This window comes from Herbaspirillum sp. Her2 (assembly GCF_057961375.1).
In genome coordinates, this window is sequence record NZ_CM176331.1 from 314,539 (window position 1) to 333,605 (window position 19,067).

The window sequence follows — 19,067 nt, forward strand, 5'->3', positions numbered from 1 at the left end:
CGCAAACGTTCCGCTGCGCCAGGTCGGGTGGCGCGGCGGGTCTCCGTTGTTCGGCGGGCGCGGTCAGCGCACATCGGTCTTACGCGGATTCGGTCAGCAGCGCGAAGTGTTCCACCACCGGCGCACCTGCGAAGAAGGGACCGACGATGCCGCGCCATTCGGTGAAGGCGGGCGATTCACGGAAATCCACGGTATGGTTTTCCAGGGTGGCCCAGTACACCATGAGCAGGTAGCGCTCGGGCGATTCGATGCCTTTCTGGACCTTGTGGCCGAGATAGCCGCGTGCCTTGCTGATGGTCTGCGCCAGGCCGCGCTGGATGGCTTCGTCGAATTCTGCTTGCTTGCCGGGTTGGATGCGGATGTCCGCCAGTTCCAGGATCATGTAGGTCTCCAGTGCATAGTCGAGGGGTGCCCGGCACACACCGGGCGGCTCGATTATCACATGTTCGTCCGAAGCGGGCGTTCAACGGAATTGAACCCTGCCTGAAAAGCTTTCACTCGACCAGGATGTCGCGCTTCTCCAGTTTCTGCGCCATGTCTTCCAGCGTGATCTCGATGGCGCGCGTACTGATCATGATTTCCCACAGCGACACCAGCAGCGATGCCACCAGCAGCATCAGGCTGATGCCGAAGAACACCTCGGCCCAGCGATTGAAGTCGACGAAGATCAGGTACATCGAGACGGCGCACATGATGAAGCTGGAGACCCCCAGCGCCTGCATGTAGCGGGTCAGTACGATGCGTTTCCTGAGATTGAGGATCTGCCGGATCACCAGCCCGCGTTCATCGTTCTGGCCCTGGTTCTGCAGGTTGCGGATCAGCTGCGCCAGCACCAGGAAGCGGTTGGTATAGGCCAGCAGCAACAGCGAGGTCGCGGGAAACAGCAGGGCAGGGGTGGTGAGGTTGATCATCGACATGGCAAGGAACAATCGGGGACGTGATTCTAACCTCTCCCGAGGCGCAAGAAACATGCCCAGGAACGGTCGCCGGCGTTTGCGCAAACGGGCGGTCTGTTTTGGGGCGCCAGCCTGGTGCAGTCGCGCTTTTTGCACCGCCGGGCAGCAGCGCGCCGGGCGGCCGAAATCTTTTACGGATTTTTTTTGCGGGGCAGCGCCGCAGCAATTGTTATTTGTGCGGTCGCTCAATACACTAGCCCCCGTTCCACATCCACGTACAAATCAAAACAAATCCACAACGAAAGGGATCTCCATGTCGGGTTCGTATTTCCCCCAATGGCGGCTGCGCCAAAGCACCAACGACGGCCAGGGGACCGTGATCGCCGCCGATGAGCGGCTGCCTGCGCCGCAGACGCTGGCCATGGGCGTGCAGCACGTGGTGGCCATGTTCGGCTCGACCGTGCTGGCCCCGCTGCTCATGGGCTTCGATCCCAACCTGGCGATCCTGATGTCGGGCGTCGGTACCCTGCTGTTCTTCCTGCTGGTGGGCGGGCGCGTGCCGAGCTACCTGGGGTCGAGCTTTTCCTTCATCGGCCTGGTCATTGCCGTGACCGGTTATGCCGGCTCCGGCCCCAACGCCAACCTCGGCGTGGCACTGGGCGGCATCATCGCCTGTGGTGCCGTGTATGCGGTGATCGGCCTGATCGTCTCCGGCGTGGGCACGCGCTGGATCGAATCCCTGATGCCGCCGGTGGTGACCGGCGCGGTGGTGGCGGTGATCGGCCTGAACCTGGCACCGATCGCGGTCAAGGGCGTCTCCGGCAGCAGCTTCGACAGCTGGATGGCGCTGGCCACCATCTTGTGCGTGGGCTTCGTGGCGGTGTTCACGCGCGGCATGCTGCAGCGCCTGCTGATCCTCATCGGCCTGTTGCTGGCCTATGTGCTCTACGCGGTGCTGACCAATGGCATGGGCCTGGGCAAGCCGATCGACTTTTCCACCGTGGCCAATGCCGCCTGGTTCGGCCTGCCGCACTTCGCGGCTCCCGTGTTCCAGGGCAGCGCCATGGCACTGTTGGCTCCGGTCGCGATCATCCTGGTGGCCGAGAACCTGGGCCACATCAAGGCCGTCTCGGCCATGACCGGCCAGAACCTGGACCGCTACATCGGCCGCGCCTTCATCGGCGATGGCCTGGCCACCATGCTCTCGGGCAGCGTCGGCGGTACCGGCGTGACCACCTACGCCGAGAATATCGGCGTGATGGCCGTCACCAAGATCTACTCCACCCTGGTCTTCGTGGTGGCGGCTGTCATTGCCATCCTGCTGGGCTTTTCGCCCAAGTTCGGCGCGGTCATCCTGACCATTCCGGGCGCGGTGCTGGGCGGCGTGTCGATCGTGGTGTTCGGTCTCATCACCGTGTCGGGTGCCCGCATCTGGGTCGAGAACAAGGTCGATTTCTCCAACAATACCAACCTGATCGTGGCTGCCGTCACGCTGGTGCTGGGCGCAGGCGACTTCACCCTCAAGATGGGCGGCTTCGCTCTGGGTGGCATCGGGACCGCCACCTTCGGTGCCATCATCCTGCATGCCCTGCTGAAACGTCGCGGATGATTGCATCCTGACAAGACGCCGATGCAACAGCGGCAAGGCCGGTCCTGGTGACCGGCCTTTTTTGTTCTACCATTATCTGAGGAGAGTGAAGATTTCCGTTGAGCAATCCTCAGTGGCTGTCTATACTCTGTCGCGTTGCAGCGCAGCGTCGCCGCTACGGCCCCGGGGAAGGGCCGGCCGGAGGCGCATTCCGGCCGCTGCCTGTCGCGGGCCTGGCCCGCCTTTCAGGGGAATCACCGCATGAACTCCGCCCTCCGCCTGCCAGCGCTGCTGTGCATCGCCCTGCCTTTGCTGTCGGCCTGTGACGCCGTGGCCGGCAAGAAGGATTACGCCTATTTCCGCAAGAACATCGAGGAGGCCAAATCGGTCTCCGACCAGTGCCAGCTCAACGGCACTTCGGGCATGAACGAGGAACAGATCCGGGTCTGCGGTGCGGCCCGCGAAGCCTGGGGCAACCGCAACTTCAATTACTGAGCCGGCGCGGCGGCGGGCAGCGGCCGTCACGGCGCTGTCACAAATTTGTCAAAACCGGTGGTTAGAATGCGGGGTCGTCCATTGCCCCTGGCCCATTCCCGACCCGCCCGCCCATGCACAATCCGCCGGACACCCCGCAAGCCCTGCACCTGCTCTATGAGCCGGCCGGATTCATCTGCGCCTTCCGCTTCGAAGACGGCCATGCGCACCAGATGAACTGGAATGAAGTTGTTGACTATCATCCGAGTGCGCCGGATTTCACCTGGCTGCACGTCAAGACCGCCGATGTGAAGATCCAGCAATGGCTGGCCCATCACAGCGACATTCCCGAGTACATCACTGAATTCTTGTTGAGCAGCGACACCCATCCGGGCCTGCATGCCACCCCCGAGGGGGTCTATGGCACGCTGACCGATATGAAGATGGAGATCGGCGACACCGGCACCGAGAAGGGCGCGCTGCACTTCTACCTGGATCGCACGCGCCTGTTGACGCTGCGTACCCAGCCGCTGATCTCGACCAACATGCTGCGCCAGAAGGTGCTCGACGGCGGCGACTTCGACAATCCCATGGATCTCTTCGCCGAGCTGCTGCGCTGCCTGGCTGATGGCTTCAATGCGCGTCTGGACAAGCTCAACGACAAGGTCGACGACATCGAATTCTCGGTGCTCTCGGACCGCCGTGCCGAAGACCGTGCCGAGCTCTCCGGCATCCGCCGCCAGCTGGCCGAACTGCGCCGCTTCATCGCGCCGGAACGCCGCATCCTGGCCCAGTTCCAGCGGTTGCGCCCGGCCTGGGTGCCGCGCGAGGCGCTGGAAGACCTGACCCATGCGCTGGATGAACTCAACGAACTGCATTCCACCGTGGAAGCCGTCTATGAACGCGCCAAGCTGCTGCAGGAAGAGATCGCCTCGCAGATGTCGGAGCAGATGAACCGCAACCTGATGGCGCTCTCTGTCCTGACCGCGCTGTTGATGCCGGCCACGCTGGTGTCAGGGATTTTCGGGATGAACGTGGCAGGTCTGCCGGGCCTGCATGACGAGACCTCGTTCTGGATCGTGATGGGATTGATGGGCGGCCTCGGTGTCGCCACCGTGGCCTTCCTGAAGTGGATGAAGATTTTCTGATCCGCAGCCGGGCGGTGGCGGCCCGGCGCGAGGCTGCTCAGTCGCGCGTGGCCATGGCCTCTTCGCTCTCGCGAATGAGCTTGTCGATGTCCAGGTTGTCCACCGGTTCCACCTTCAGCGACAGCGGACGCCACAGCGAATACAGCCACAGGCCGATACAGCACATGGTCCCCATGAAGAGGGTGATGAAGGCCGACAGGAACAGGCCGATGAAGGGCGAGGCGATCAGGCCGTCATAGCCGATCAGGTGCTTGCCATCCCAGGTGATGGTCTGTGCGCCGAACAGCGAGAGCACGCCCATCAGCGTCGAAAACGGCACCAGCGAAAACGTGGTCCCCACGGCCAGCAGCTTGTAGATGGACGACATCGACAGGCGCTGGATCTTGATCTGCTCGAACATGCGTTCCCCTTGCTCCGCTTGTGGCCGGTGCCATCAAGCTGCGCCATCCCGTTGGCACGGGCGGCTGGCGCACTGCCGCCCGTGTGGCCTTGCGGCCGTATTCCCCAGCCGGACCCATACGGGGTCCGGTGTTGTCCTGCCTGCGCTGAGGCTTACTTGCCCCAGCTGTCCTTGAGCGTCACGGCCCGGTTGAAGATCGGCTGGCCCTCGGTCGAATCGACGCGGTCGGCCACGAAGTAGCCGTGGCGTTCGAACTGGTAGATCTCGCCGGGCTTGGCGGTCTTCAGGGTCGGCTCCAGGTAGGCGGTGATGACTTCCTTGGAGTTCGGATTCAAGGCGGCCAGGAAGTCCTTGCCGCCGGCGTCCGGATGCGGGTCCGAGAACAGGCGGTCGTACAGGCGCACTTCAGTGGCCAGCGCGTGTTCGGCGCTGACCCAGTGCAGGTTGCCCTTGACCTTGTAGTTGGAGCTGCCTTCGGTGCCGCTCTTGCTGTCTTCGAAGTAGTTGCAGTGCACGGCGATGACGTTGCCGTGTTCATCCTTGTCGCAGCCGGTGCATTCGACCACGTAGCCGTAGCGCAGGCGCACCTTGTTGCCGGGGAAGAGGCGGAAGTAGCCCTTGGTCGGTTCTTCCATGAAGTCCTCGCGCTCGATCCACAGTTCCTTGGTAATCGGGAAGTGGCGGTGCGCGGTGTCGTGTTCCGGATGCGCCGGCGGATAGACCGGGGCGCTGCAATCGATAGACACGCCTTCCGGGAAGTTGTCGATGATCAGCTTCAGGGGACGCAGCACGGCCACGGCACGCGGGGCCTTGGGATCGAGGTCTTCACGCAGCGCGCCTTCGAGCACGCTGAAGTCGATCCAGCTGTTGTTCTTGGAAGCGCCGGTGCGGTCGCACATCAGGCGGATCGCTTCGGGCGTGTAGCCACGGCGGCGCAGGCCGACGATGGTCGGCATGCGCGGGTCATCCCAGCCGGAGACGATCTTTTCGTCCACCAGCTGGCGCAGCTTGCGCTTGCTGGTGATGATGTAGGTCAGATTGAGGCGGGCGAATTCATATTGATGCGGCAGCGGCTTTTTGAAGAAACCTTCTTCGGCCAGGTGCTCCAGCAGCCAGTCGTAGAAGGGGCGCTGATCTTCGAATTCCAGGGTGCAGATGGAGTGCGAAATGTTTTCCAGCGCATCTTCGATGGGATGCGCAAAGGTGTACATCGGGTACACGCGCCACTTGTCGCCGGTGTTGTGGTGGGTGGCGTGGCGGATGCGGTAGATGGCCGGATCGCGCAGGTTCATGTTGGGGCTGGCCATGTCGATCCTGGCGCGCAGGATCATGGAGCCGTCCGGATGCTTGCCGTCGCGCATTTCCTCGAACAGGCGCAGCGACTCCTCTGCCGGACGGTCGCGCCACGGCGAATCCTTGCCGGGTTCGGTCAGGGTGCCGCGGTTTTCGCGCATCTGTTCGGCGTTTTGCTCGTCCACATAGGCCAGGCCCTTGCGGATCAGGGCCTGGGCACAGGCGTACATGACATCGAAATAATTGCTGGCGTAGTACAGGTGCGACTTGCCTTCATGCTCCCAGGAGAAGCCCAGCCACTTGACCGAGTCCAGGATGGTGTCGACGTATTCCTGTTCTTCCTTCTCCGGGTTGGTGTCGTCGAAACGCATGTGGCAGCGGCCGGCGTAGTCAGCGGCCAGGCCGAAGTTCAGGCAGATCGACTTGGCGTGGCCGATGTGCAGGTAGCCGTTCGGCTCGGGCGGAAAACGGGTGACCACCTGCGGCAGGGCCTCGCCATCCTGGCTGTTGCGTTCGGCATAAGTACCCGAGACCAGGTCGGATTCGATGATGCCGCGCAGGAAATTGGTGGAGGGGGCAGGGGTGTGACCGTTTTTCAGTTCGTTGCTCATGGGATGAATCGGGAGGAATGCCTGTTTATTCAGATGGCAAGCATTTTACCGCAGCTGCCCGGTTCCACGGGCGTTGCGGCCGTTCCTGCGGGAATTTTTGCTCGTTGGCAAGGCGGCTGGAGCCGATATGAAGCTTTTTTACCAGGTCTTGTTACAGAAGATACGCCCATGCATTACCTGTCAGGCATGGCGGCTGGCACTCTGCGAGCGTGGCCTGGCATCCCGCCGGGCGCAGTGAACAAAAACGCCAAAACACAAGGAGTGCATCATGAGCCGTTGGATCAAGCTGATCGTCGCCGCTGCGGTGGCCGCCGCCACGCTGTCGGCCTGCGTGGTGGTGCCGGTGGGCCCGCCGCAGCCGCATTACTACCGTCCTTATTACGGACCCGGTTATTACTATGGCCGCTGATGGCTGAGGAGGGATGGCCTACATCTGCCTGAACAGATGGGCGAACAGGCGGCTGACCGCCAGTTTCTCCGGGCGGTCGCGCAGGGTCACGAAGAGCTTGCCGCTCTCCTCCCGCAGCGCCGCCTGGATCTGCCGCACCTGGACCACGGTGCCGCGATGGATCTGCCAGAACTGGCGGCCATCGAGCTGGGGGATCAATTCCCGCAGGCTGGTCCGGATCAGCGCGCTGCCCTCGGCGCTGACCACATTCACATACTTGTCGGTGGCTTCGAAATAGATCACCTCGTCCACCGGAATCAACTTCACCTTGTTGCCGACCGCCGCACGGATGTAGTCCAGCCGGGGCGGCGCGTCTTCCACGGCGGGCGCGGACAGCGCACGCAGCTGCGCCAGCGCGCGTTCCAGATGGCTGTCCTGGTTGCTGGCGGCGCGCTGGGCCAGCAGCGCTTGCAGGCGCGCCACCGTCACCGCGAGGCGGTCCTGGCTGACCGGCTTGAGCAGGTAATCGATGGCTGCCCGCTCGAAGGCTTGCAGGGCGTAGTCGTCATAGGCCGTCACGAAGACGATGAGCGGGAAGGCCCGCCCGGCAGGCCACTCCTCGGCCAGGTCGGCGGCCACCTCCAGCCCGCTGCGGCCGGGCATCTTGATATCCAGGAACAGCACATCCGGCAGCAGGGCCAGCGCCTGTTCCAGCGCTTCATCGCCATTGGCGGCCAGGTGCGGCGCGGGCAGATCAGGCCAGCAGCGCGCCAGGGCCTGGCGCAGGGCATTGGCCAGCAGGGGTTCGTCTTCGGCGATCAGGGCAGTGGGCGCGGCCATCGTGGACTCCGGACAAAGCGGCAGGGGACTCAATGATGATCCAGCAGGCGCGTGTTCTTGCTGCTGCGGTGCGCCGCCTTGAGGGCCTTGAGCGGGATGGTGATCTGCGCCATCGCGCCGGCTGGTACGTTGTGGGTGATGATGAGTTCGGCCAGCGGGCCGTAGAGTGTCACCAGGCGCTCGCGGATGTTGTCCAGCCCGAAGTGCATGCCGATCACCGGTTCCTTCTGGGCGGGCGGCTGGTTCAGGCTCACGCTGGTGGGCAGGCCGACGCCGGTATCGAGCACGCTCAAGACCAGCATGTCGTTGTGCACCGCGGCCCGCACGGTGCAGTTGCCGCCGGCCACCTTGGGCTCCAGGCCATGCTTGATGGCGTTTTCCACCAGCGGCTGCAGCAGCATCGGGGCCAGGCGCAGCTTGCCCAGGTGTTCCGGCAGTTGCAGGGTGTAGGAAAGGCGCAGCCCCATGCGCAGCGACATCAGTCCCAGGTAGGCCTTGATGAGGTCGAATTCCTTTTGCAGCGAGGTGCTGTCGGCCCGCGAGGCCGACAAGGTCGTGCGCAGGTAGTGCACCAGCTGGTTCAGCATCAGCTCGGCCTGCAGCGGATCGGTGCTGATCAGCGACTGCAGCGTGGCCAGCGTGTTGAAGAGCATGTGCGGTTCGATCTGGGCCTGCAGCATCTGCAGTTGCGCCTGCACAGCCTGCTTTTCGACCTGGCTGGCGTGGGCTTGCAGGGCGGCCATCTTCTGGCGGTTCCAGAAAAAGACGGTAGCGCCGAAGCACACCAGGAAGGTCAGCACGATCACAGCAATGATGTTGTCGCTCTGCTCGGGGACCATGTTGAGGATGGGCTGGTCCATCAGCAGGCTGGCCAGGATGCGCCCCAGCAGCACAGCCAGCGGGGCCATCACGGCGATGATGGCGAGGAAGCCCAGCTTGTTGGGCTCGCCATCGCCCCAGATCGCCAGCCGCGTGCCGTTGATGAGCAGCATGGCCAGCAGGCCGATGCACATCGAGACCTGCAGGTTTTCGTAGAACGTACCGCCGATGCGCATCAGGTAAGTCACGGCCAGCGCGCACAGCAGGTTGATGACCAGCGTGGGCAGCAAGGCCAGCGCCAGCTGGCGCAGCAGGACGATCAGGCGGGGCGGAAGGGCGGTATCGTGTTGGGTCATGCGTTTCCAGGGATGAAGCAAGCAAGCGGCCCGGCGTACCGGGCTCTCTTTAGCGGCGGCGCAGTTCACGGGCGATCAGCGCCTGCTTCCAGCCGGCGGGAAAACGCCCGAATACGCTCAAGGCGTGGAATAGTACCCCGATTCCCCAGCCAAGGAGAGGCCCCAGGCTCCACCAGTGGCGGTGCTGGCCCATCAGGTTCAACAGGATCAGGCCGGTGTTGACCGCCAGGTAAATGCCGAAATGATGGAAAAAGCCGACCTGGCGCGCTACCCGCCGCTCGGCATGGGCCAGCTCCTCGGGCGAGGCAGCGGTCATATGAAGATTCTGGTCAGAAAGGGAGGAGGGGGCAGTGTCGCGCATGATGGCCTCGCAGTGGTGGGGTGAACGATGGCGCAAGCATGCGCCGCCGCGCCGGCTCCGGCGAGCCACTTGCGACGGGCGGCATTCTGGCGGGTGCCAACGGCTTGTGGCGCGGCGTGATCTGCTCTACCTTATGCGCCGATCGCCTTGATCCTTCTGCAAGGCCTACCCTCGGAGAGAACATCATGTGGCCCTATCCCCGCATCCTCGCCCATCGCGGCGGCGGCACCCTGGCACCGGAAAACACCCTGGCCGGCTTTCGCTGCGGCCTGGAACACGGCTATCGCGCCGCCGAATTCGACGTCATGCTCACCCGCGACGAAGTCCCCATCCTGATGCACGACCCGCAGCGCGGACGTACCCTGCCCGGGGCCGGCAAGATCGCCGAGAGCGACTGGGCCGAGCTGCGCGACCTGGAAGCCGGTGCCTGGCTGGATGCGCGCTTCGCCGGGGAACGCCTCTGCACGCTGGAGCAGGGGCTGGATTTCTGCCTGGCCGAAGGGATCTGGATGAACGTCGAGATCAAGCCCGCCGCCGCCGAATTCGCGCGCCGTACCGGTGAGCTGACCGCCCAGGCCGTGGCGCGGCGCTTCGCAGGCAAGAGCGGGGCGGCACTGCCGGTCTTGTCCTCGTTCTCCTTCGAGGCGCTGCTGGCGGCCAAGGAAGCGGCGCCCGCCCTGCCGCGTGGTTACCTGGTGGATGTGATTCCCGAGGACTGGCAGGCGTGCTTGGAAAAGCTGCAGGCCGTGGCCCTGCACACCAATCACAAGCACCTCACTCCGGCCCTGGCGGCTGCCGTGAAGACGGCGGGCTATGGCCTCTTCTGCTACACCGTCAACGACATGGCGCGCGCCGAGGAAATCCGCCAGTGGGGCGTGGATGCCTTCTGCACCGATCGCATCGATCTCATCGCGGCCGACGCCTGGTAAGCCACGACACCCCCACGCTGCCCGCATTGTTCATATCGCGCAGCGTGGAAATGAATGGCAAATTACGCTCTTACCGGCGGACTGAATCCTCACACGCTAGATATGATTTGCATGCGGACAACAATAACTGGAGGGCAGTCGACAGTTGTTGTCAACGCGTCGCGAAAATCTTGCGTTAAGGAAGCACAAGGCCGGCGCCCGTGAGCACGCCGGTGGACTTGTGGAAGCACACAACACTGAGAGATAGAGGAAAACGATGAAGATCAACAAACTGCTGGCTGCCGTACTCGTCGCCGCCTTCGCCATGCCGGTCCTGGCCCAGCCCGCACCGGCTCCGGCTGGCGCTCCCGCCGCTGAAGCCCCGGCTGCCAAGCCTGCTCACAAGAAGCACAAGAAGCATGCGAAGAAGGCCAAGAAGCACAAGCACAAGAAGGCCAAGAAGAACAATCCGGTGCCGGCCAACAAGGGCGCCTGATCGTCCGGTCTTCTGGTGGCGGACCGCACAGCGTGGCCCGCACTTGTTTTTACCGGAAGGTTCGGCTGACGCAGTTAAGGTCCGGCGGCGCAAATTAGCGCGCCATGCCGGGTCAGCCGGGCCTGTAACCCGCGGGGATTTTTCCCGGCGGGTTTTTTTTCGCCTGCAGCGCACTGCTGCCGGCCGGGCTGGCAAGGCGTTGCGGCGGGGCGGGCAAGCCTGCGTATCCGGGCCGGGATCACGTATAATCATCGGTTCGCAATCGTTTTTTGCACCGACTCCCATCCGGGCCGGATCTGCGCGTTAGCGGCGGCATCAGGCCCATTTATCCGTCTTCGAACATGAACTCAGCCGAAATTCGCGACAAGTTTCTGAAATTCTTTGAATCCAAAGAACACACCATCGTCCGTTCCTCCAGCCTGGTGCCGGGCAATGACCCGACCCTGCTGTTCACCAATTCCGGCATGGTTCAGTTCAAGGACGTGTTCCTGGGTACCGACAAGCGCAACTACGTGCGCGCGGCCTCCGTGCAGAGCTGCCTGCGCGCCGGCGGCAAGCACAACGACCTGGAAAACGTCGGCTACACCGCGCGCCACCATACCTTCTTCGAGATGCTGGGCAACTGGTCCTTCGGCGACTACTTCAAGCGTGAATCGCTGAAGTGGGCCTGGGAACTGCTGACCCAGGTCTATGGCCTGCCGGCCGACAAGCTGTGGGCTACCGTCTACCAGACCGACGATGAAGCCTACGACATCTGGACCAAGGAAATCGGCCTGCCGCCGGAGCGCGTGGTGCGCATCGGCGACAACAAGGGCGCACCCTACGCCTCCGACAACTTCTGGCAGATGGCCGAGACCGGCCCTTGCGGTCCTTGCTCGGAAATCTTCTACGACCACGGTCCGGACATCTGGGGCGGCCCCCCGGGCAGTCCCGACGCCGACGGCGACCGCTACATCGAGATCTGGAACAACGTGTTCATGCAGTTCGACCGCCAGCTCGATCCGGCCACCGGCGAATACACCCTGACCCCGCTGCCGGCCCCGTGCGTGGATACCGGCATGGGCCTGGAGCGCCTGGCCGCCATCCTGCAGCACGTGCACAGCAACTACGAGATCGACCTGTTCCAGGCACTGATCAAGGCCGCTGCCCGCGAAACCGGCATCAGCGACCTGTCCAACGCCTCGCTGCGCGTGATCGCCGACCACATTCGTGCGACCTCCTTCCTGATCGTTGACGGCGTCATCCCCGGTAATGAAGGCCGTGGCTACGTCCTGCGCCGCATCATCCGCCGCGCGCTGCGTCATGGCCACAAGCTGGGCCAGACCAAGCCATTCTTCCACAAGCTGGTCAAGGACCTGGTGGTGCAGATGGGCGCAGCCTATCCGGAACTGCCGGAAGCCGCCGAGCGCGTCGAGATGGTCCTGAAGCAGGAAGAAGAACGTTTCGGCGAAACGCTGGAACACGGCATGAAGATCCTGGAAGCCGCGCTGGCTGCCAACAGCAGCAAGCTCGATGGCGAAACCGCCTTCACCCTGTACGACACCTACGGCTTCCCGCTGGACCTGACCGCCGACATCTGCCGCGAACGCAATGTCGAGCTGGATGAAGCCGGCTTCACCGCCGCCATGGAACGCCAGAAGAGCGCCGCCCGCGCCGCCGGCAAGTTCAAGATGGCCGCCGCCATCGAATACACCGGCGACAAGACCCGCTTCGTCGGCTACGAATCGCTGGCGCAGTCGGCCAAGGTGGTAGCCCTGTACGTGGCCGGCAGCCCGGTGCAGAAGATCGAGGCCGGCCAGGATGCCATCGTGGTGCTGGACACCACCCCGTTCTATGCTGAATCCGGTGGCCAGTCCGGCGACGCCGGTGCCCTGGAAGCAGCCAATGGCCTGTTTGCCGTGGCCGATACGCAAAAGATCCAGGCCGAGGTGTTCGGCCATCACGGTCAACTGATCAAGGGCAGCCTGGCCATCGGCGACGCCGTCGAAGCCAAGGTCGATGCCGATCAGCGTGCCCGCACCATGCGCAACCATTCGGCCACCCACCTGATGCACAAGGCCCTGCGCGAAGTGCTGGGTTCGCACGTGTCGCAGAAGGGTTCGCTGGTCGATGCCGACAAGACCCGTTTCGACTTCAGCCACAACGCCCCGATGACCGCCGACGAAATCCGCCGCGTGGAAGACATCGTCAACCGCGAAGTGCTGGCCAACGTCGCCACCGGCGCCCAGCTGATGGGTTACGACGATGCGATTGCAGCAGGTGCCATGGCGCTGTTCGGCGAGAAGTACGGCGACCAGGTGCGCGTGCTCTCCATCGGTACCTCCACCGAACTGTGCGGCGGGACCCACGTCACCCGTACCGGTGACATCGGCCTGTTCAAGATCGTCTCCGAAGGCGGTGTCGCCGCCGGCATTCGCCGTGTCGAAGCCGTCACCGGTGAAGGCGCGCTGGCGCTGGTGCAGTCGCTCTCGACCCGCGTGGCTGAAGCCGCTGCCGCCCTGAAGACCCAGCCGGAAGAACTGCTGCCGCGCATCGGCCAGGTGCAGGACCAGGTCAAGGCGCTGGAAAAGGAACTGGCTTCGCTGAAGTCCAAGCTGGCCTCCAGCCAGGGCGACGAGCTGGTCAACCAGGCGGTCGACATCAACGGCATCAAGGTGCTGGCGGCCACGCTGGAAGGCGCTGACGTCGCCACCCTGCGCGAGACCATGGACAAGTTGAAGGACAAGCTCAAGACCGCCGCCATCGTGCTGGGCAGCGTCAAGGATGGCAAGGTCAGCCTGATCGCGGGCGTCACTGCCGATGCCACCTCCAAGGTCAAGGCCGGTGAACTGGTCAACTTCGTCGCCCAGCAGGTGGGCGGCAAGGGTGGCGGCCGTCCGGACATGGCCCAGGCCGGCGGCACCGAGCCGGCAGCCCTGCCGGGCGCGCTGCAAGGCGTGGCGGGCTGGGTCCAGGCCAAGCTGTAATCCCACAGACCCTGGCCCGGAGCGCCCATGAGCGAATTCAAGTTTTGCCCGGTCTGCGCAGCATCGCTTGTGCTGCGCGCCGATGAAGGCGAAGCCGGCAAGGTCCGGCTGGCCTGTCCCGAGGGTCACTGGACGCATTGGGACAACCCCCTGCCGGTGCTGGCTGCACTGGTGGAGATCGACGGCAAGATGCTCACTGCGCGCAACGCCGCCTGGGCCGAAGGGCGCTTTGCGCTCATCACCGGTTTCATGGAACGCGACGAGACCCCGGAACAGGGGATCGCCCGCGAACTGAAGGAAGAGACCGACCTGGACGCCGAGCAGATCGAACTGATCGGCGTCTATGAATTCATGCGCAAGAACGAGCTGATCATCGCGTATTACGTGAAGGCGAGCGGCACGATCAAGCTGTCGCCGGAGCTGCTGGAATACCGCCTGAGCGAGCCCGCCGACCTGCGCCCCTGGCCGGCGGGTACCGGCCATGCGGTGGCGGACTGGATGCGCCAGCGTGGACTGGCGGTGCAATATGTCGAGTTTGCCGGTTCGTCTACGCCGATTGAAACCCCGCAGGTCCTGAAATAAGCGTGCGGTCAAGACGCAGCGTTCCATCTTGGACCGTGATTTTCTTGCTTGTGCACAAGCCTAGTGCGGTGAAAACAACAGAACTTGTGCAATGCATCAAGTCGGCGCGTTTTGCAGTAAAATCGTTTTCGTCGTGATCCATTTTGAGTCGAAGTAATGGCCATTCAATTTCACCGGGAACTTGATGCGCGCGGTCTGAACTGTCCGCTGCCCATCCTCAAGACCAAGAAAGCCCTGGCCGACATGGCCAGCGGGCAGGTGCTCAGGGTGACCGCCACCGATACCGGTTCGGTGCGCGATTTCCAGGCCTTTGCCAAACAGACCGGCAACGATCTGCTGGAGCAATCGCAGAATGATGAACACGAGTTCATCTTCTTCATGAAGCGCAAATAAGCAGCATCCCTGTCCATCCCGGAAAGATCAGGCTGGCAGCATTGAAAAACCCGCAGCTCGGATGAACTGCGGGTTTTTTGTTGTCTTTCGATTAATGAAGTTGTCGTTACAGCTCCGGATGGAAGCTCTCGGCACGTGCAATCGGCCAGAACTTTTCATAGACCCGATAGCGGTAATTGCCTTCCAGTAAATCGTTGGGCTGCAGATATTTCAGCACGTTGGACATGAGCTGAATCTCGTGGTCGTTGATGCGCCGCACGATGTGATGCGGGCGCAGCGCCGACGTATGCGGCAGCCCGGCCGCCTGTACCAGCTCCTGCAGCGCATGCAGGGTGCTCTGGTGGAAGCGGTAGACGCGCTCGGCCTTGTCCGGTACCACCAGGGCGCGGGCGCGCTGGGCGTTCTGGGTGGCCACGCCCGTGGGGCAGCGGTCGGTATGGCAGCTCTGCGACTGGATGCAGCCCAGCGCAAACATGAAGCCGCGCGCCGAATTGCACCAGTCCGCGCCCAGCGCCAGCGTGCGCGCCACGTCGAAGGCGGTGATGATCTTGCCGCTGGCACCGATCCTGACCTTGTCGCGCAGGCCGATGCCGGTAAGCGTGTTGTGCACCATCACCAGGCCTTCCTGCAGCGGCATGCCCACGTGGTCGACGAATTCCAGCGGGGCCGCGCCGGTGCCGCCTTCGGAGCCATCCACCGTGATGAAGTCCGGCACGATGCCGGTCTTGAGCATGGCCTTGGCGATGCTGAAGAATTCCCAGGGATGGCCCACGCACAGCTTGATGCCGACCGGCTTGCCGCCGGAGAGGCCGCGCAGCTTCTCGATGAATTCCAGCAGCCCGACCGGTGTGGAGAAGGACGAGTGCACGGCCGGAGAGATGCAATCGACCCCCATCGGGATGCCGCGCGTGGCGGCAATCTCCGGCGTGATCTTGGCCGCCGGAAGCACGCCGCCGTGCCCGGGCTTGGCGCCTTGCGACAACTTCACCTCGATCATCTTGATCTGTGGCGACTGCGCCTGGGCCGTGAATTTTTCTTCATTGAAGCTGCCGTCCGCGTTGCGGCAGCCGAAGTAACCGGAGGCGATCTGCCACACCAGGTCGCCGCCGAATTCGCGGTGGTATTCCGAGACCGAACCCTCGCCGGTGTCGTGGGCAAAATTGCCTTTTTTCGCCCCCTGGTTGAGGGCGCGGATGGCATTGGCCGAGAGCGAGCCGAAGCTCATGGCCGAGACGTTGAAGACCGACATCGAATACGGCTGTGCCCGGTCGCCACCGACCATCACGCGGAAATCGTGGCTGGCGATCTTGGTCGGGGAGAGCGAATGGCCTATCCATTCATGGCCGGCCTGCTGCATGTCCAGCTCGGTGCCGAAGGGGCGGCTGTCGACATCGGCCTTGGCACGCTGGTAGACGACGCTGCGCTTCTTGCGGGAGAAGGGGCGGCCATCCATTTCGTCTTCAAAGAAGTACTGGCGCAGTTCCGGCCGGATGGCCTCGAACATGAAGCGGAAGTGGCCGATCAGCGGATAGTTGCGCAACACGGCGTGCCGCCGCTGCACCAGATCGTGGACGCCGACCACGCTCAAGACCAGGGGAATGAGCGGCCACCCCCAGCCGATACCAAGGGTCGCCGCCAGGACCACCAAGGCCAGGGTCAGCGCGATCACCGCCCAGAACACGAAATACCGATTTGCCCACATAGAAGAGTCCGCTAGTTGTCAGGATGAAACCGGCACCGGCCGAAGGCCATGGTCGGGTTTGCAAGGATTCTACCGCCCGGGCTCAACAGTCGTGCGCGACGAAGTGAAGGGTTTTTCCTGCCGATATGGCGGGACTGGCCGCGATACTGCCCGGCAAGCCCGCTGCTTGCGCAGTGGCATCCTTATTGCTTTGACGTATCTTCCTGCCAGGCAGCGTGGGGAACGCTGCTCTGTGCATCAATGAACTCCACTATCACAGCGCGCCTGCTTGTCCGAGGCCGGAGACACGATGTCGTTATGAAAACAGTTGCTTCACGAGGCGCATCGGCGGCCTCTTCCTCCTCTTCGCGCCCTGCGGCGCGGGCGCTGTGCCGCCAGGATGCCGCGCAGAGCCAGGCGGTGCTGGCCATGGCGCGCCCGCCGCGCCTGCTGGAGACGCTGCTGGCCAATCTCGACGGCATGGTCTACCGCTGCCGCGATGATGCCCACTGGACGCTGGAATTCGTCAGCGAAGGCTGTCATGCCTTGACCGGCTATGCCCCCGAGGACCTGTTGCTCAACAGCCGCATCTCCTTCCTGCAACTGACCCATCCGGAAGACCGCGCGTTGGTGCGCAGCCATATCGACACCTGCATGCGCGAGCGGCGTCGCATCGACATCGAATACCGCATCGTTCACGCCGATGGCAGCCTGCGCTGGGTGTGGGAGCGTGGCGTCGGGCTGTACAACGCGGCCGGCAAGGTGGAGGCGATGGAAGGCTTCCTGCAGGACGTGACCGAGCGCAAGGAAGCGGCCCAGGCGCTGCAGGAGGCCGAGCGCCGTTATCGCAGCATCTTCGAGAACGCCATCGAAGGCGTGTTCCAGACCACGCCCGATGGCACCTACATCGCGGTCAACCCGGCGCTGGCGCGCATCTACGGCTATCACTCGCCGGAAGACCTGATCGTCGGCCTGCGCGACATCAGCCACCAGCTGTATGTCGAACCGGAGCGCCGTACGGAATTCATGCGCCTGATGGAGCAGCATGGCTCGGTCTCCAATTTTGAGTCTCGCGTGTACCGGCGCGACGGCGACATCATCTGGATCTCCGAGAACGCCCGCGCCGTCTATGACGACAGCGGCGCGCTGGTCTGTTACGAGGGTACCGTGGAGGCCATCACCGAGCGCAAGCTTTATGAAGCCGAAATGCGCCATCAGGCCACCCACGATGCACTCACCGGATTGCCCAATCGCAACATGCTGCATGAGCACCTGCAGCGCGCCATTCAGGTGGCGCGGCAGAAGGGTGGACTGACGGCGGTGGTATTCGTGGATCTTGACCAGTTCAAGTTCATCAATGACAGCCTGGGTCATCAGGTCGGCGACGAATTGCTCAAGACCGTGGCGCAGCGTCTGCAAGCCTGCCTGCGGGATACCGACATGGTGGCGCGCCAGGGGGGCGACGAATTCGTGCTGGTGCTGCAGAACCAGACCGGTGGCGAGCTGGGCATCGCCGAAGTGATGCAGCGCATCCTGGCCGCCGTGGCACGGCCCTGGCAGGCGGGCGACCGCGAGTTTCAGGTCACGGCCAGCATCGGGGTGAGCCGCTATCCGGTCGATGGCAAGGATGTCGAGACCTTGCTGAAACAAGCCGATTCGGCCATGTACCGGGCCAAGGAGCAGGGGCGCAACAATTTCCAGTTCTTCGCGCCGTGGATGGACACCCAGGTCAGCAATCGCCTGGAGATGCTCATCAATCTGCGCCGCGCGCTGGATCAGGAAGAATTCAAGCTCTATTACCAGCCCAAGCTGAGTTTGAAAGATGGCAGCGTGATCGGTGCCGAGGCGCTGATCCGCTGGCAGTCGCCGGAGCAGGGCATGGTGCCGCCCGACCGCTTCATCCCCTTCGCCGAAGAAGCCGGCCTGATCGTGCCGATCGGAGAATGGGTGCTGCGTACCGCCTGCCACCAGAACAAGCGCTGGCAAGAGGCCGGATTGCCGCCTATCCCTGTGGCGGTGAACCTGTCGCCACGGCAGCTGAACCAGAGCCTGCCGGAATTCGTTTCCGGCGTGCTGGAGCAGAGCGGCCTGGCGGCCTCCTGCCTGGAGCTGGAAATCACCGAGAACGTGGTCATGAAGGATGCCGAGAAGAGCGTGGCTACCCTGCACGCCCTGAAGCGCCTGGGTCTGCAGATTTCTGTCGATGACTTCGGGACCGGCTATTCCAGCCTCTCGTACCTGCGCCGCTTCCCGGTGGATGCCCTGAAGATCGACAAGTCCTTCGTGCGCGACATTGCGCGCGATGCCGACAGTGCGGCCATCGTCAAAGCCGTCATCTCGCTGGCCCATATCCTGAACTTGCGTGTCATTGCCGAGGGCGTGGAGGATGAGCAGCAACATGCTTTCCTGAAGGAAAATGCATGTGACGAAGTGCAGGGTTATTTCTTCGGCAAGCCCATGGCGGTAGAGGATTTCACCGCCTGGATGAGCCGGCAGGCGCAAAGTGGTCAGGCATGCAAATAATTGTCCGCAGGCTGCAACAGGCTGCATCCCCGCAAATCTTTGTGCTACACTCCGCGCAGTACTTTTGATGCCTTGCGCCCCGACCGCCGCAGCCTGTGCGGCCAACAAAGGCTCCATGACGCAAGGCCGGTAGTTGAAAAGGTGCAGGTCGGCCGTCCGCAACCCCGCGACATGACGGCTTTGCGAAAGCGCGAGTCCTCCGCGACGCCGATTTGCCCGGGTCTTAGATTCCAGCTCATTCAATCTCCAAACACCGGAAGGCAGCGCCGCCGCATCCAGCACTGCGCAAGACTTGCCGTATCTGGCCCGTTTCAGCTTTCGCTGCAGGCCGGACTGGCTGCAGC

The 19,067-nt window shown here is 63.4% G+C and carries 18 protein-coding genes; 10 read left to right on the forward strand and 8 right to left on the reverse strand.

Annotated features, from left to right (window positions below):
* Positions 1–79 precede the first annotated feature (79 nt).
* Both ACWHXP_RS01400 and ACWHXP_RS01405 read right to left on the reverse strand, forming a co-directional pair.
* Positions 80–382, reverse strand: coding sequence for an antibiotic biosynthesis monooxygenase family protein (locus ACWHXP_RS01400; protein ID WP_034335716.1), 303 nt, complete (start codon positions 380–382; stop codon positions 80–82).
* 112 nt (positions 383–494) lie between these two features.
* The gene (locus ACWHXP_RS01405; protein WP_204726023.1) at positions 495–911 is read right to left on the reverse strand and encodes a DUF2721 domain-containing protein; all 417 of its coding nucleotides are present in this window, start codon (positions 909–911) and stop codon (positions 495–497) included.
* 298 nt (positions 912–1,209) lie between these two features.
* Here ACWHXP_RS01405 and ACWHXP_RS01410 point away from each other — a divergent pair, with 298 nt between their 5' ends.
* The 3 genes from ACWHXP_RS01410 (at position 1,210) to ACWHXP_RS01420 (ending at position 4,106) form a co-directional block, all read left to right on the forward strand.
* On the forward strand, positions 1,210–2,505 hold the full coding sequence (locus ACWHXP_RS01410) for a solute carrier family 23 protein (protein ID WP_489634646.1): 1,296 nt from the start codon (positions 1,210–1,212) through the stop codon (positions 2,503–2,505).
* 240 nt (positions 2,506–2,745) lie between these two features.
* Positions 2,746–2,979, forward strand: coding sequence for a hypothetical protein (locus ACWHXP_RS01415; RefSeq protein WP_034334477.1), 234 nt, complete (start codon positions 2,746–2,748; stop codon positions 2,977–2,979).
* A 113-nt stretch (positions 2,980–3,092) separates the two neighbouring features.
* Complete coding sequence (locus tag ACWHXP_RS01420; RefSeq protein WP_489634645.1) at positions 3,093–4,106, forward strand: transporter; 1,014 nt, start codon at positions 3,093–3,095, stop codon at positions 4,104–4,106.
* A gap of 37 nt (positions 4,107–4,143) precedes the next feature.
* On the opposite strand, the gene ACWHXP_RS01425 is transcribed toward ACWHXP_RS01420, so the two are convergent.
* Together ACWHXP_RS01425 and ACWHXP_RS01430 are read right to left on the reverse strand one after the other, a co-directional pair.
* Complete coding sequence (locus ACWHXP_RS01425) at positions 4,144–4,506, reverse strand: hypothetical protein (RefSeq protein ID WP_039784286.1); 363 nt, start codon at positions 4,504–4,506, stop codon at positions 4,144–4,146.
* A 152-nt stretch (positions 4,507–4,658) separates the two neighbouring features.
* Positions 4,659–6,410 carry a glutamine--tRNA ligase/YqeY domain fusion protein gene (locus ACWHXP_RS01430; RefSeq protein ID WP_343726113.1) on the reverse strand — a complete coding sequence of 584 codons (1,752 nt, stop codon included), beginning with the start codon at positions 6,408–6,410 and terminating at the stop codon, positions 4,659–4,661.
* 268 nt (positions 6,411–6,678) lie between these two features.
* Between ACWHXP_RS01430 and ACWHXP_RS01435 the strand changes: the two genes are divergently transcribed.
* A complete protein-coding gene (locus ACWHXP_RS01435) occupies positions 6,679–6,819 on the forward strand; it encodes a hypothetical protein (protein ID WP_008331432.1) in 141 nt (46 codons plus the stop codon).
* Positions 6,820–6,837: 18 nt separating this feature from the next.
* Here ACWHXP_RS01435 and ACWHXP_RS01440 read toward each other — a convergent pair whose 3' ends face one another.
* From ACWHXP_RS01440 to ACWHXP_RS01450, 3 genes are read right to left on the reverse strand one after another with little or no spacing between them, the layout of a single operon-like run.
* Positions 6,838–7,638, reverse strand: coding sequence for a LytR/AlgR family response regulator transcription factor (locus ACWHXP_RS01440; RefSeq protein ID WP_489623640.1), 801 nt, complete (start codon positions 7,636–7,638; stop codon positions 6,838–6,840).
* 29 nt (positions 7,639–7,667) lie between these two features.
* On the reverse strand, positions 7,668–8,813 hold the full coding sequence (locus ACWHXP_RS01445; RefSeq protein WP_121043363.1) for a sensor histidine kinase: 1,146 nt from the start codon (positions 8,811–8,813) through the stop codon (positions 7,668–7,670).
* A 49-nt stretch (positions 8,814–8,862) separates the two neighbouring features.
* Complete coding sequence (locus ACWHXP_RS01450) at positions 8,863–9,174, reverse strand: 2TM domain-containing protein (protein ID WP_121043360.1); 312 nt, start codon at positions 9,172–9,174, stop codon at positions 8,863–8,865.
* Positions 9,175–9,359: 185 nt separating this feature from the next.
* Here ACWHXP_RS01450 and ugpQ point away from each other — a divergent pair, with 185 nt between their 5' ends.
* The 5 genes from ugpQ (at position 9,360) to ACWHXP_RS01475 (ending at position 14,519) form a co-directional block, all read left to right on the forward strand.
* Positions 9,360–10,103, forward strand: coding sequence for a glycerophosphodiester phosphodiesterase (ugpQ, locus tag ACWHXP_RS01455; protein ID WP_489623639.1), 744 nt, complete (start codon positions 9,360–9,362; stop codon positions 10,101–10,103).
* Positions 10,104–10,359: 256 nt separating this feature from the next.
* The gene (locus ACWHXP_RS01460) at positions 10,360–10,578 is read left to right on the forward strand and encodes a hypothetical protein (protein ID WP_039784299.1); all 219 of its coding nucleotides are present in this window, start codon (positions 10,360–10,362) and stop codon (positions 10,576–10,578) included.
* A gap of 341 nt (positions 10,579–10,919) precedes the next feature.
* Entirely contained in the window at positions 10,920–13,544 is a 2,625-nt protein-coding gene (alaS, locus tag ACWHXP_RS01465; RefSeq protein WP_489634644.1) for an alanine--tRNA ligase, read from the forward strand.
* Positions 13,545–13,571: 27 nt separating this feature from the next.
* Positions 13,572–14,126, forward strand: a complete 555-nt coding sequence (locus ACWHXP_RS01470; protein WP_489623638.1) for an NUDIX domain-containing protein — start codon at positions 13,572–13,574, stop codon at positions 14,124–14,126.
* A gap of 156 nt (positions 14,127–14,282) precedes the next feature.
* Positions 14,283–14,519 carry a sulfurtransferase TusA family protein gene (locus tag ACWHXP_RS01475; RefSeq protein ID WP_013235553.1) on the forward strand — a complete coding sequence of 79 codons (237 nt, stop codon included), beginning with the start codon at positions 14,283–14,285 and terminating at the stop codon, positions 14,517–14,519.
* A gap of 106 nt (positions 14,520–14,625) precedes the next feature.
* On the opposite strand, the gene ACWHXP_RS01480 is transcribed toward ACWHXP_RS01475, so the two are convergent.
* Positions 14,626–16,221: an FMN-binding glutamate synthase family protein gene (locus ACWHXP_RS01480; RefSeq protein WP_489623637.1), complete on the reverse strand. Its 1,596-nt coding sequence runs from the start codon at positions 16,219–16,221 to the stop codon at positions 14,626–14,628.
* Between the two features lie 408 nt (positions 16,222–16,629).
* Between ACWHXP_RS01480 and ACWHXP_RS01485 the strand changes: the two genes are divergently transcribed.
* On the forward strand, positions 16,630–18,723 hold the full coding sequence (locus ACWHXP_RS01485; protein ID WP_199900304.1) for a putative bifunctional diguanylate cyclase/phosphodiesterase: 2,094 nt from the start codon (positions 16,630–16,632) through the stop codon (positions 18,721–18,723).
* Positions 18,724–19,067 lie beyond the last annotated feature (344 nt).